This window comes from Pseudomonas fluorescens (genome assembly GCF_000730425.1).
Taxonomy (GTDB): domain Bacteria; phylum Pseudomonadota; class Gammaproteobacteria; order Pseudomonadales; family Pseudomonadaceae; genus Aquipseudomonas; species Aquipseudomonas fluorescens_X.
Window position 1 is genome coordinate 3,544,302 of sequence record NZ_CP008896.1, and the last position, 13,062, is coordinate 3,557,363.

General features: G+C 59.6%; 11 protein-coding genes. 2 read left to right on the forward strand and 9 right to left on the reverse strand.

All coding sequences use genetic code 11. The annotated features are described in order from the left end of the window. Positions 1-23: 23 nt before the first annotated feature. A complete protein-coding gene (locus HZ99_RS15885; protein WP_038444265.1) occupies positions 24-989 on the reverse strand; it encodes a GlxA family transcriptional regulator in 966 nt (321 codons plus the stop codon). Positions 990-1,299: 310 nt separating this feature from the next. Here HZ99_RS15885 and HZ99_RS15890 point away from each other — a divergent pair, with 310 nt between their 5' ends. After that, positions 1,300-1,941 (forward strand): HD domain-containing protein, encoded by a 642-nt coding sequence (locus tag HZ99_RS15890; protein ID WP_038444268.1) that lies wholly within the window; start codon positions 1,300-1,302, stop codon positions 1,939-1,941. A gap of 117 nt (positions 1,942-2,058) precedes the next feature. On the opposite strand, the gene HZ99_RS15895 is transcribed toward HZ99_RS15890, so the two are convergent. The 8 genes from HZ99_RS15895 to HZ99_RS15930 all read right to left on the reverse strand — a co-directional run bounded on the left by HZ99_RS15895 (position 2,059) and on the right by HZ99_RS15930 (position 11,287). Next, positions 2,059-2,943: an ABC transporter permease subunit gene (locus tag HZ99_RS15895; protein WP_038444270.1), complete on the reverse strand. Its 885-nt coding sequence runs from the start codon at positions 2,941-2,943 to the stop codon at positions 2,059-2,061. Beyond that, positions 2,940-3,860, reverse strand: a complete 921-nt coding sequence (locus HZ99_RS15900; RefSeq protein WP_038444272.1) for an ABC transporter permease subunit — start codon at positions 3,858-3,860, stop codon at positions 2,940-2,942. The genes HZ99_RS15895 and HZ99_RS15900 overlap by 4 nt, the downstream gene beginning before the upstream one ends. Beyond that, entirely contained in the window at positions 3,857-4,999 is a 1,143-nt protein-coding gene (locus HZ99_RS15905) for an ABC transporter ATP-binding protein (protein WP_038444275.1), read from the reverse strand. Before HZ99_RS15905 ends, HZ99_RS15900 begins: the two co-directional genes overlap by 4 nt. A gap of 68 nt (positions 5,000-5,067) precedes the next feature. Further along, positions 5,068-6,162, reverse strand: a complete 1,095-nt coding sequence (locus HZ99_RS15910; protein WP_038444278.1) for a polyamine ABC transporter substrate-binding protein — start codon at positions 6,160-6,162, stop codon at positions 5,068-5,070. A 239-nt stretch (positions 6,163-6,401) separates the two neighbouring features. Next, positions 6,402-7,499 carry a polyamine ABC transporter substrate-binding protein gene (locus HZ99_RS15915; RefSeq protein ID WP_038448089.1) on the reverse strand — a complete coding sequence of 366 codons (1,098 nt, stop codon included), beginning with the start codon at positions 7,497-7,499 and terminating at the stop codon, positions 6,402-6,404. 194 nt (positions 7,500-7,693) lie between these two features. Further along, positions 7,694-9,058: an aspartate aminotransferase family protein gene (locus HZ99_RS15920; RefSeq protein WP_038444280.1), complete on the reverse strand. Its 1,365-nt coding sequence runs from the start codon at positions 9,056-9,058 to the stop codon at positions 7,694-7,696. Between the two features lie 54 nt (positions 9,059-9,112). After that, complete coding sequence (locus HZ99_RS15925) at positions 9,113-10,471, reverse strand: glutamine synthetase family protein (RefSeq protein WP_038444282.1); 1,359 nt, start codon at positions 10,469-10,471, stop codon at positions 9,113-9,115. Between the two features lie 39 nt (positions 10,472-10,510). Continuing rightward, positions 10,511-11,287 (reverse strand): gamma-glutamyl-gamma-aminobutyrate hydrolase family protein, encoded by a 777-nt coding sequence (locus HZ99_RS15930; protein ID WP_038444284.1) that lies wholly within the window; start codon positions 11,285-11,287, stop codon positions 10,511-10,513. Positions 11,288-11,565: 278 nt separating this feature from the next. Here HZ99_RS15930 and HZ99_RS15935 point away from each other — a divergent pair, with 278 nt between their 5' ends. After that, positions 11,566-12,942 carry a glutamine synthetase family protein gene (locus HZ99_RS15935; RefSeq protein WP_032858908.1) on the forward strand — a complete coding sequence of 459 codons (1,377 nt, stop codon included), beginning with the start codon at positions 11,566-11,568 and terminating at the stop codon, positions 12,940-12,942. Positions 12,943-13,062 lie beyond the last annotated feature (120 nt).

Below are 13,062 nucleotides of genomic sequence, written 5' to 3' on the forward strand. Positions count from 1 at the left end.
CGTCATCGCCGGCAAGCCGGCTCCTACAGAAGGGTTGAGAAGTTGAGCCGGAACTGTTGCGGCGTCACGCCTAGCCGACGGTTGAACACGCTGCGCATGTGCTGGGCATCGCGAAACCCGCATTGATAGGCCACGGTCTTGAGCGGTACGTGGCTGCTTTCGAGCAACACCCGCGCCGCGTCCACCCGCGCCCGTTCGACAAACTCTGCCGGGGTGATCCGCGCCTCACGGGCAAATACCCGCGAGAAGTTGCGCGCACTCATATTGGCCGCGCGAGCCAGGTCGGCAATGCCCAGGTCGCCGGTCAGGTTCGCCAGCACATACAACTGCACCTGCGCCACGGCCGAGGTGGCTTCGGCGTGGGGCGTAAGAAACGGGCTGAACTGCGATTGGCCACCGCTGCGCTGGGTAAACACCACCAGGCGCTTGGCCACGCTCAAGGCCACTTCCGGGCCGTGGTCCTGGGCCAGCAGGTACAGCGACAGGTCGATGCCTGCCGTGACCCCGGCGGAGGTGTAGAGGTTGCCGTCTTGCACGTACAGGCGGTCGGTGTCGACCAGGGTCGAGGGGCACAGGTGCGCCAGGTCGGCTGCGTCGCCCCAGTGGGTGGTGACCGTACGGCCCTCCAGCAAACCAGCGCGAGCGAGCATGAACGCGCCGTTGCAGATCGAACCGAAACGCCGGGCCCTGGCGCTGGCGCCCTGCAACCACTGATTGAACGCCGGGCCGAAATCCTCGAAGGGCAACTGCGGGCCACCGGCTACCAGTAACAGGTCATAGGCTTGCAGCGCGTCGCTGTAATGGATGTGGGCCTGCAAGGACAGACCGTTGGAACAGGCGATCTGGCCATGGACCTGGCCGATGACTTCGAGCTGGTAATGATCCGCAGGCGCCAGGAAGCGATTGGCCTCGCAGAACACATCCATCGGGCCGGTCACATCCAGTGACTGGACGCCGGGGAAGATCAGGATGGCGACGGTCTTGCGCATGGATGGCACACCTTTCTATCGGAATGAACGAAGAAACAAATGTGGGAGCGGGCTTGCTCGCGAATGCGGTGGATCAGTCTATACATCTTGTGACTGACACTGCGCATTCGCGAGCAAGCCCGCTCCCACATTTGGATTGTTGCAGGCTTCAAGGGATAGCAGTGCCTGCTACACCCTAGCCGATTTCACGTGGCACGATGTGACCGCACATTGGCCGGGATCGCATCCTCACCGCAATGGCCCTCGCGCACAGGCGCGACCAAACTGCACTCATCAGCGCCAACCCGGCGCCCTCGTGAGGAGCATGACCATGAGCACCACCATCGCTGGCATCAAAATCCCCGACAGTGCCCTGGCCAAGGCCACCACCGAATACATTCGCGATATTGAATCCGACCTGCTTTACCACCACTCCCGCCGCGTCTTCCTGTTTGGCGCTTTGAGCGGCGAGCGCAAGCAATTGGCCTACAACCCAGAGCTGCTCTACGTCGGCGCGATGTTCCATGACCTGGGCCTGGTGGCCGGCCATCGCAGCGATGAGGAGCGGTTTGAAGTGGACGGCGCCAATGCGGCCGCTGAGTTTCTCAGGCCCTACGGTTTGAGCGATGACGATATCGAGCAGGTGTGGCTGTCCATTGCCCTGCACACCACGCCGGGCGTGCCCAAGCACCTGCGCCCTACGGTCGCCCTGGTGACCGCTGGTGTGGAGATGGATGTGCTGGGTATGGACTACGCCGCGTTTACCGGCGTGCAGCGCGAGGCGGTGGTGCATGCGCATCCACGGGGTGACGGGTTCAAGGAATGCATCATCTGCGCCTTTGCCGACGGCTTGCGCCATCGCCCGCAGACCACGTTTGGCAACGTGAAGACCGATGTGCTGGTGGATCAGGAGCCGGGGTTCAAGCCGATGAACTTTGTCGAGGTGATTCGCCACTCGCCGTGGACTGCTTAATCTGACTGGAATGCCATCAAAAAAGGTGGGAGCGGGCTTGCTCGCGAATGCGGTGGATCAGTCTATATATCTGGTGACTGACACTGCGCATTCGCGAGCAAGTCCGCTCCCACATTTTTAGACCGGCGCTGGCGCCCGGCGTACATCCGGCTGTTTCCAGCCATCCGCTGCCGCTTCTTCGATGGCTTGCTGGATCGCTTTCTTGCGCCGCTCTTCAGCACGACGGCTGAAGAACCACACCAGGAACGTGACCAGCGACACCGCGAGCAGGATCAGGCTGGCCACGGCGTTGATCTCGGGCTTGACCCCAAGGCGCACCGCCGAGAACACTTCCATCGGCAAGGTGGTCGAGCCCGGGCCCGACACGAAGCTGGCCAGTACCAGGTCATCCAGGGACAGCGCGAAGGACATCATGCCGCCCGCCGCCAGCGAGGGGGCGATCATCGGAATGGTGATCAGGAAGAACACCTTCCATGGCCGCGCACCGAGGTCCATGGCCGCCTCTTCGATCGACAGGTCCAGCTCACGCAAGCGCGCCGACACCACCACCGCCACATACGCCGCACAGAACGTGGTGTGGGCGATCCAGATGGTGACGATGCCACGCTCCTGGGGCCAGCCGATCATCTGTGCCATGGCCACGAACAGCAGCAACAGCGACAGACCGGTGATCACTTCCGGCATGACCAGCGGCGCGGTCACCAGGCCGCCGAACAGCGTGCGGCCCTTGAACTGGCTGATACGGGTCAGTACGAACGCCGCCAACGTACCTAGCGCCACGGCAGCCACCGCCGTGTAGCAGGCGATTTCCAGGGAGCGCGCCACCGAGCCCATCAACTGGGTGTTGTCCAGCAGGCCCACGTACCACTTGATCGACCAGCCACCCCACACCGTCACCAACTTCGATTCGTTGAACGAATAGATCACCAGGATCAGCATCGGCAGGTAGATGAACAACAACCCGGCTACCAGCATGAAGCTGGAGAAACTGAAGCGCTTCATACCTTGCCCTCCATCTCTTTGGCTTGGCTGCGGTTAAACAGAATGATCGGCACGATCAGGATCGCCAGCATCACCACCGCCAGGGCAGAGGCTACCGGCCAGTCGCGGTTGTTGAAGAACTCTTGCCACAACACTTTACCGATCATCAGGGTTTCCGGGCCGCCCAGCAGTTCCGGGATCACGAACTCGCCCACCACCGGGATGAACACCAGCATGCAGCCGGCGATGATGCCGTTCTTGGACAGCGGCACGGTGATTTTCCAGAAGCTGTTGAAGGTGCTCGAACCCAGGTCCGACGCGGCTTCCAGCAAGCTCTGGTCATGTTTGACCAGGTTGGCATACAGCGGCAGGATCATGAACGGCAGGTACGAATAGACCACGCCGATATACACCGCGATATTGGTGTTGAGGATCTGCAACGGCTCGTTGATCAGGCCCATGGACATCAGGAAGCCATTGAGCAGGCCGTTGTTGCTGAGGATGCCCATCCACGCATACACACGGATCAGGATCGCGGTCCAGGTCGGCATCATGATCAGCAGCACCAGCACGGTCTGCATCTCTTTGCGTGCACTGGCGATGGCGTAGGCCATCGGGTAGCCGATCAGCAGGCAGAGGGCCGTGCTGAAAAACGCCATCTTCAGCGAGCCCAGGTAGGCGGCGATATACAGCTCGTCACCGGCCAGCAGGCCGTAGTTGGCCAGGTTGAGCACCACCTCCAGCTTCTGCTCAACGTAGGTGTAGATCTCGGTGTAGGGCGGGATCGCCACGTCGGCCTCAGCAAAGCTGATCTTCAGGACGATGAAGAACGGCAGCATGAAGAACAGGAACAGCCACAGGAACGGAATCCCGATGACCACCTGCTTGCCGCTGGGAATTATTCGGTGCAATCGCCGTTTGAATTTCTTCATGTTCATGAGCGAAGTACCACGCCGCTGTCGTCTTCCCACCAGACGTAGACCTGGTCACCCCAGGTCGGCCGCGCGCCACGGCGTTCGGCGTTGGCGACGAAGGACTGCACCAGCTTGCCGCTCGGCAGCTCGACGTAGAACACCGAGTGGCCGCCCAGGTAGGCAATGTCATGCACCTTGCCACTGGACCAGTTGTGCTCGCAGGTCGGCATTTCGGTGGTGACCAGCAGCTTTTCCGGACGGATGGCGTAGGTCACCGACTTGTCTTCCACCGAGGTGGCGATGCCATACCCCACGTAGATATCGCGGTCCAGGTCGGCACACTGGAGCACCGCGTGGCCTTCGGCATCATCGACCACCACGGTGTCGAAGATGTTGACGTTGCCGATGAACTCGCACACCAGGCGGCTGGTGGGGGTCTCGTAGATATCGATCGGGCTGCCGATCTGCGCGATCCAGCCCAGGTGCATGATCGCGATGCGTTCGGCCATGGTCATGGCCTCTTCCTGGTCGTGGGTCACCATCACGCAGGTCACGCCAACGCGCTCGATGATCTCCACCAACTCCAGTTGCATCTGCGAGCGCAGCTTCTTGTCCAGGGCGCCCATCGGCTCATCGAGCAGCAGCAGTTTCGGGCGCTTGGCCAGGGAACGGGCCAGGGCCACCCGCTGGCGCTGGCCGCCAGACAACTGGTGCGGCTTGCGCTTGGCGTACTGGCTCATCTGTACCAGCTTGAGCATCTCGGCCACACGGGCTTCGACTTCAGCCTTGGGGATCTTGTCCTGTTGCAGGCCGAAGGCGATGTTCTGCGCCACGGTCATGTGCGGGAACAAGGCGTAGGACTGGAACATCATGTTGATTGGCCGCTCGTAGGGCGGCATGTCGGTGATATCCACACCGTCGAGGAAAATCCGCCCTTCGGTCGGGCGCTCGAAACCTGCGAGCATGCGCAGCAAAGTGGACTTGCCCGAACCCGAACCGCCGAGCAAGGCGAAGATTTCGCCTTTCTTGATTTCCAGGGACACGTCGTCCACGGCAATCGTCTCGTCGAACTTCTTCGTGACCCGGTCGATTTTGACCAACACCTTTTTCGGTGTCTGGTCGCCCTCGAGGGCTTTCTTATAGGCGCCGGAGGCAACTGCCATTTACGAAACTCCCAGAAAAAAAAGAGTGCAGAACGTCCAGTACGGACGAACCTTGGATAGTTTGAGCCTTACTTGCCCGTCTTGACCTTGGTCCAGCTACGGGTCATCAAGCGTTGCACTTTCGGGGGTAGCTCGAAGTTGACAAACGTCCGGTCGAGAACCGCCTGCGGTGGATAAACCGCTTCGTCGGTGCGTATCGATTGCTCCATCAGCGTGTCCGCCCCTGGGTTAGGGTTGGCGTAGCCGACGTAATCACTGACCTGAGCGATCACTTCAGGCTGCAGTAAATAGTTGATGAAGGCGTGGGCCTCCTTGACGTTGGTCGAGTCCTTGGGGATCGCCAGCACGTCAAACCACAGGTTGCCGCCTTCTTTGGGAATCGCGTAGGCGATGTTCACGCCCTTGCCCGCCTCGGCCGCCCGGGCCTTGGCCTGGAATACATCGCCGGAGAACCCGGCGGCCACGCAGATGTTGCCGTTGGCCAGGTCCGAAATGTATTTGGATGAATGGAAGTAGGTCACGTAGGGACGCACTTTCAGGAGTTTTTCCTCGGCCTTTTTATAGTCGGCCGGGTTGGTGCTGTTGGGGTCCAGGCCCATGTAGTTGAGCACGGCGGGCAGCATTTCATCGGCCGAGTCCATGAACGACACGCCGCAACTGGCCAGCTTCTTCATGTTCTCGGGCTCGAACAGCACGGCCCAGGAGTCGATCTTGTCGACACCCAACACTTCTTTCACTTTGTCGACGTTGTAGCCAATGCCGTTGGTGCCCCACAGATAAGGCACCGCGTATTGGTTACCCGGGTCGTTCTTTTCCAGGCGCTTGAGCAGCGCCGGGTCGAGATTGGCGTAGTTGCCGAGCAACGACTTGTCGATCTTCTGGAATGCACCGGCCTTGATCTGCTTGCCCAGGAAGTGGTTGGACGGCACCACCACGTCATACCCGGTACGCCCGGCCAGCAACTTGCCTTCCAGGGTTTCGTTGGAATCGAACACGTCATAGACCGGCTTGATGCCGGTGGCCTTTTCAAAGTTGGCCAAGGTATCGGGGCCGATATAGTCCGACCAGTTATAAACATGCACGGTCGAAGCCGCCTGCACGCTGACTGCCAACGTGAGGCCCGCCCCTACCAGCAAGGCTTTGCGAAATAAAGAAATTGGCAAGTGGAGGTCCTCTTAAATAGTTGGGCCCAAAGTTGTTGCCCGACAACAAAACCGGCGCGCAACTTACCCTCGATAAACCGATCCGGCAAAACTTTCTGTCATTTAATTTGTGAGAGCGGGCCTGGGTGGGAGCGGGCTTGCTCGCGAAGGCGGCGTGTCAGCCAGCATTTATATCTACTGATACGCCGCTTTCGCGAGCAAGCCCGCTCCCACACAAGCTCGCTCCTACAGGTTCTCGCTTATTTACCCGACTTGATCTTGGTCCAGCTGCGTGTCAGCAGGCGCTGGGTTGCCGCCGGCAGATCGCTGATTGCATACAGTTTGGCCTTCACTGCATCCGACGGATAGATGCTCGGGTCGCCCGAAATATCCTTGTTCACCAGCGGCGTAGCAGCCTTGTTACCGTTCGGGAAACGTACGCTGTTGGTGATGGCAGCCATGACTTCAGGCTTGAGCAGGTAGTTCATGAACTGGTAGGCGGCGTCCAGGTTCTCGGCATCCTTAGGGATAGCAACCATGTCATAGAAACTGCCTGCGCCTTCCTTCGGAATGGCGTAGGAAACCTTGACCTTGCCACCGGCTTCCGCTGCCCGGGACTTGGATTGTTCCAGGTCACCCGAGTAACCCACGGCCACGCAGATGTTGCCGTTGGCCAGGTCCGAGATGTACTTGGAAGAGTGGAAGTAGCCTATCGAAGGGCGGATCTTGAGGAACAGCGCCTCGGCCTCAGCCAGTTGTTTCTTGTCCTGGCTGTCGGTCGGGTAGCCCAGGTAGTGCAGGGCCACCGGGATCATTTCGGTTGGCGAGTCGAGGAAGCTCACGCCACAGCTTTTGAGTTTTTCGATGTTCTCGGGCTTGAACAGCACATCCCAGGAATCGATTTTGTCGACGCCCAGCGCAGCCTTGACCTTGTCTGGGTTGTAGCCGATGCCGATGGTGCCCCACATGTACGGGAATGCATGCAGGTTGCCTTTGTCACTCGCATCGCCCACGGCCTTGAGCAGGTCGGTGTCGAGGTTCTTCCAGTTAGGCAGCTTGGACTTGTCCAGTTCCTGATACACACCGGCCTTGATCTGCTTGGCCAGGAAGTTGTTCGACGGCACAACCACGTCGTAGCCCGACTTGCCCGCCAGCAGCTTGGCTTCCAGGGTTTCGTTGCTGTCGAAAACGTCGTACACCACCTTGATGCCAGACTCTTTCTCAAAGTTGGCGATGGTGTCCGGTGCAATGTAGTCGGACCAGTTGTAGACATGCAGTACTTTACTGTCTGCCTGGGCCGCGCCCGCCATCACGCCCATCAGGGACAAGGCCAGGAGGGTCTTGCCAGCGTTCTTCAAACCTAATGCCTTCATTCGGTCATGCTCCAATTTTTCTTTTTTGGGCCACATTTTTTCTGCGTTTCATGGCCCGTCGAAGGGCGACAAAACAGGGCGACAGTCTGGCAAGTTCAGGGGCCGGCTTTCAACCAAAGCCCCGCATTTATCACTGCCTGAATGCAGCAGCCGCAACCGCTGCATTCTGAGCCTAGCACTTAGCCCTGCAATGCCGCCAAAGTCAGGTCCAGGCACAGGCGAGCCTTGGTCACCAGTTCGTCAATCTCGGCCTTGCTGATCACCAGCGGCGGCGAAATGATCATGGTGTCGCCCACGGCGCGCATGATCAGGCCATTCTCGAAGCAGAAGGTGCGGCAGATCATGCCCACACCCTTGCCTTCGTAACGCTTGCGCGTGGCCTTGTCCTGCACCAGTTCGATCGCACCCAACATGCCGACACCACGTACTTCGCCCACCAGTGGATGATCCGCCAGCTCGCGTAGACGCTTTTGCAAATACGGTGCCGTTTCGTCATGGACGCGGCTGACAATTTTTTCATCACGCATGATGCGGATGTTTTCCAGGGCCACCGCAGCCGCCACCGGGTGCCCGGAGTAGGTGAAACCGTGGTTGAAATCGCCCCCTTCGTTGAGCACCGCCACCACGTCGTCGCGCACGATCAGGCCGCCCATGGGGATGTAGCCCGAGGTCAGGCCCTTGGCGATGGTCATCATGTCCGGCTTGAGGCCGAAGAAATCGCTACCGAACCACTCACCGGTGCGACCAAAGCCACAGATCACTTCGTCGGCGACAAACAGGATGTCGTACTTGGCGAGGATTTCCTTGATGCGCGGCCAGTAGGTTTCTGGCGGCACGATCACACCGCCAGCACCCTGGATCGGCTCGGCAATAAAGGCACCGACGTTGTCCACGCCGATTTCAAGGATCTTCTCTTCCAGTTGGTTGGCGGCCCAGACCCCGAACTCTTCAGGGCTCATGTCGCCGCCTTCACCGAACCAGTACGGCTGGGCGATGTGCACGATGCCCGGGATCGGCAAGTCGCCCTGCTCGTGCATATACGTCATGCCGCCCAGGCTGGCGCCGGCCACGGTGGAGCCGTGGTAGCCATTCTTGCGGCTGATGATGGTTTTCTTGTTCGGCTGGCCCTTGATCGCCCAGTAGTGGCGGACCATGCGCAACATGGTGTCGTTGCCTTCGGAGCCGGAGCCGGTGAAGAACACATGGTTCATGCCGGCCGGAGCGATATCGGCAATGGCCTTGGCCAATTCCAGCACCGGCGGGTGGGCGGTCTGGAAGAACAGGTTGTAGTAAGGCAGTTGTTTCATCTGCTTGGCAGCGGCATCCGCCAGCTCCTCCCGGCCATAACCGATGGCTACGCACCACAGGCCGGCCATGCCGTCGAGGATCTTGTTGCCTTCGCTGTCCCACAGGTAAACGCCCTTGGCATCGGTGATGATGCGCGGGCCTTTCTCTTTCAACTGCTTGAAGTCGCTGAACGGCGCCAGGTGATGATCGTTGCTCAGGGCCTGCCATTCACGGGTTTGCGGGTTGTTGCTGGACATACCAATCTCCAAAAAGTAGGTGAAGGTGCGGCGCTCCTGGCCGCACCCGGCGCATCAGACGGCAAAGAGCAGGAATTCCCGCTCCCACGAACTGATCACGCGCTTGAAGTTTTCATGCTCGGCCCGCTTGACCGCGACGTAGCCTGTGATGAATTTATGACCTAGGTATTTCTCGATGGTCTTGCTGTTTTCCATGCGTTCCAACGCATCTTCAATGGTCAACGGCAGGCGCAGGTTGCGTCGCTCGTAACCACGACCGACCACCGGGGCGCTCGGGCTGATGCCTTCGACCATACCGATATAGCCACACAGCAGACTGGCGGCGATGGCCAGGTACGGGTTGGCATCGGCGCCTGGCAGGCGATTTTCCACGCGGCGGTTCTGTGGGCCGGCATCCGGCACGCGCAGGCCGACGGTGCGGTTCTCTTCGCCCCACTCCACGTTCACTGGCGCCGAGGTGTCGGGCAGGAAGCGGCGGAACGAATTGACGTTGGGCGCGAACAGCGGCAGCAGTTCGGGGATGAACTTCTGCAGGCCGCCGATGTGGTGCAGGAACAGCTCGCTCTTGGAGCCATCCTCATTGGAGAACACGTTCTTGCCGGTGGCGATATCAATGATGCTCTGGTGCAGGTGCATGGCGCTGCCGGGCTCGCCGGTCATGGGCTTGGCCATGAAGGTGGCGGCCACGTCGTGCTTGAGCGCGGCTTCGCGCATGGTGCGCTTGAACACCAGGATCTGGTCGGCCAGGGACAGGGCATCGCCGTGACGGAAGTTGATTTCCATCTGCGCCGTGCCGTCCTCGTGGATCAGGGTGTCGAGGTCCAGCTCTTGCAACTCGCACCAGTCGTAGACGTCTTCAAACAATGGGTCGAATTCGTTGGCCGCTTCTATAGAGAAGGACTGGCGACCGGTTTCCGGGCGGCCGGAGCGGCCAATCGGCGGTTGCAGCGGGAAGTCCGGGTCTTCGCAGCGCTTGGTCAGGTAGAACTCCATCTCCGGCGCCACGATGGGCTGCCAGCCTTTGTCGGCGTAGAGCTTGAGGACTTTCTTGAGCACGTTGCGCGGCGACAGCTCGATCGGGTTGCCTTGCTTGTCGTAGGTGTCGTGGATCACCTGGGCGGTGGGCTCGATGGCCCAGGGCACCAGGAACACGGCGTTCTGGTCGGGGCGGCAGATCATGTCGATGTCGGCCGGGTCGAGCAGTTCGTAATAGATGTCGTCTTCGACATAGTCGCCGGTCACGGTCTGCAACAGAACGCTCTCGGGCAGGCGCATGCCTTTTTCGGCAATGAACTTGTTGGTCGGCGAGATCTTGCCCCGGGTGATCCCCGTGAGGTCGCCAATCATGCATTCGACTTCTGTGATCTTGTGGTCTTTCAACCAATCGGTGAGCTGGTCGAGGTTGTTACTCATAAATGCCTCTGGGCTGGGTTTCCTGACATCCATTAAAGGTCAGGCGTTGTTTGACGCGTGCGCGTCTCTTTGTTTCGCCCGCGTTCGGCAGGCATCGCCAAATGCCTGGAAGATCGCGAGGTAGTACGGGTTGGAGCTTACCTGCCATTCAGGGTGCCATTGCACTCCTATTGCAAAAGCCTTGCCCTGTTTGAGCGAAAAAGCCTCGATCAGGCCATCCGGCGCGGTGGCTTCGACCTGCAGGCCGGGTGCCAGGCGGTCGACGCCCTGGCTGTGGATCGAGTTGACCTGGATCGTGTGCGGCAAGCCCAGGCTCGCCAATACACCGCCCGGGGCAATCGCCACGGCGTGCGCCGGGCCGTACTGGACGTCCAGCGGCTGGGTGTCGTCTTCGCGGTGATCGAGCATACCCGGCAATTCATGAACCTTCTGGTGCAGGCTGCCGCCCAGGGCCACGTTCATTTCCTGGAAGCCCCGGCAGATCCCCAGGACTGGCACGCCTGCAGCAATCGCGGCGCGAATCAGCGGCAGGGTGCTCTGGTCCCGCGCAGGATCATGGGCAGTCCCAGGCGCGCTGGCCGGACCGTCGTAATGAAAGGGTTCGATATTGGAAGGTGAGCCGGTAAAGAGAATGCCGTCCAGGCCGTCAAGAATATTGGCCGGTTCGAGCAACTGCGCCAGGGACGGAATAATCAGTGGCAGGCCCTTGGCAGCGACTGCCACGGCACGCACGTACTTGTCGCCACTGATGTGATAAGCATGCAGACCAACCTGTTTGGAGCAGGCGGTGACGCCGATTAACGGCAGGCCAGACATGAAGCACCCCGGTATTATTGCTGTTATGGGTTTGAATCGAGCTTAGCCTTGTTCATTTTTTTACACAACACCCCCGTAAAAAATACAACACGGCCCGCTCAAGCCTGCTGGTCCCAAGCCGATCAAACCACCAAAACCGCCCTAAAAAGCCCCAAAAAAGCCTCCACAGCGCTTTTTTAGGGCAAAAAAGGCCTCGCTTGACTTCGGCATGCCGTTCGGGTTGACTGAAACCAGAAAAGATCAATGATTGATATTTTTAACAACAAAGGTGTTGCATCATGTCGGTACCCCCGCGTGCCGTTCAGCTTAACGAAGCGAACGCGTTCCTTAAGGATCATCCTGAGGTTCTGTACGTAGACCTTCTAATTGCGGATATGAATGGTGTGGTGCGCGGTAAGCGCATCGAACGCACCAGCCTCCACAAGGTTTACGAGAAAGGCATCAACTTGCCGGCCTCTTTATTTGCCCTGGATATCAATGGCTCGACGGTGGAAAGCACCGGCCTGGGTCTGGACATCGGTGATGCTGACCGAATCTGTTATCCAATCCCCGACACCCTGTGCAATGAACCCTGGCAAAAGCGCCCTACTGCGCAACTGCTGATGACCATGCACGAACTTGAAGGTGAACCTTTCTTTGCCGATCCGCGCGAAGTGCTCCGCCAAGTTGTAACCAAGTTTGACGACCTCGGCCTGACCATCTGCGCTGCCTTCGAGCTTGAGTTCTACCTGATCGACCAGGAGAACGTGAACGGCCGGCCACAACCTCCCCGCTCGCCGATTTCCGGCAAACGCCCGCACTCGACACAGGTCTACCTGATCGACGACCTCGACGAATACGTCGATTGCCTCCAGGACATTCTGGAAGGCGCCAAAGAGCAAGGCATTCCGGCTGACGCCATCGTCAAGGAAAGTGCCCCGGCGCAGTTTGAAGTGAACCTGCACCACGTCGCCGACCCGATCAAGGCATGCGACTACGCGGTGCTGCTCAAGCGTTTGATCAAGAACATTGCCTACGACCATGAGATGGACACCACCTTCATGGCCAAGCCTTACCCGGGCCAGGCTGGCAATGGTTTGCACGTGCATATTTCGATCCTGGACAAAGACGGCAAGAACATCTTTGCCAGCGAGGATCCCGAGCAGAACGCCGCATTGCGTCACGCGATCGGCGGTGTGCTGGAGACCCTGCCTGCACAAATGGCTTTCCTGTGCCCCAACGTCAACTCCTACCGTCGTTTCGGCGCACAGTTCTATGTGCCGAACTCGCCGTGCTGGGGCCTGGACAATCGCACCGTGGCGATTCGCGTACCGACCGGCTCGTCCGACGCCGTACGTATCGAACACCGTGTGGCCGGCGCCGATGCCAACCCTTACCTGCTGATGGCTTCGGTCCTGGCGGGCGTGCACCACGGTCTGACCAACAAGATCGAGCCTGGTGCACCGGTGGAAGGCAACAGCTACGAGCAGAACGAACAAAGCCTGCCGAACAACCTGCGCGATGCCCTGCGCGAGCTGGACGACAGCGAGGTGATGGCCAAGTACATCGATCCGAAATACATCGATATCTTCGTCGCCTGCAAGGAGAGCGAGCTGGAGGAGTTCGAACACTCCATCTCCGACCTTGAGTACAACTGGTACTTGCATACCGTGTAAGCGGGTGCGCCAGTAAAAGAAACGCCACAGGCTTTTGGCCTGTGGCGTTTTTTTATGGCCGCCTGCGGCGGATCGCCGGCAAGCCGGCTCCTACAGGTTGACGCGTGTTCGATGTGGGAG

Excerpts from the sequence above, each read along its gene's own strand:
- HZ99_RS15885 (WP_038444265.1), bottom strand. The coding sequence starts at position 989 with ATGCGCAAGACCGTCGCCATCCTGATCTTCCCCGGCGTCCAGTCACTG.
- HZ99_RS15890 (WP_038444268.1), top strand. The coding sequence starts at position 1,300 with ATGAGCACCACCATCGCTGGCATCAAAATCCCCGACAGTGCCCTGGCC.
- HZ99_RS15895 (WP_038444270.1), bottom strand. The coding sequence starts at position 2,943 with ATGAAGCGCTTCAGTTTCTCCAGCTTCATGCTGGTAGCCGGGTTGTTG.
- HZ99_RS15900 (WP_038444272.1), bottom strand. The coding sequence starts at position 3,860 with ATGAACATGAAGAAATTCAAACGGCGATTGCACCGAATAATTCCCAGC.
- HZ99_RS15905 (WP_038444275.1), bottom strand. The coding sequence starts at position 4,999 with ATGGCAGTTGCCTCCGGCGCCTATAAGAAAGCCCTCGAGGGCGACCAG.
- HZ99_RS15920 (WP_038444280.1), bottom strand. The coding sequence starts at position 9,058 with ATGTCCAGCAACAACCCGCAAACCCGTGAATGGCAGGCCCTGAGCAAC.
- HZ99_RS15925 (WP_038444282.1), bottom strand. The coding sequence starts at position 10,471 with ATGAGTAACAACCTCGACCAGCTCACCGATTGGTTGAAAGACCACAAG.
- HZ99_RS15930 (WP_038444284.1), bottom strand. The coding sequence starts at position 11,287 with ATGTCTGGCCTGCCGTTAATCGGCGTCACCGCCTGCTCCAAACAGGTT.
- HZ99_RS15935 (WP_032858908.1), top strand. The coding sequence starts at position 11,566 with ATGTCGGTACCCCCGCGTGCCGTTCAGCTTAACGAAGCGAACGCGTTC.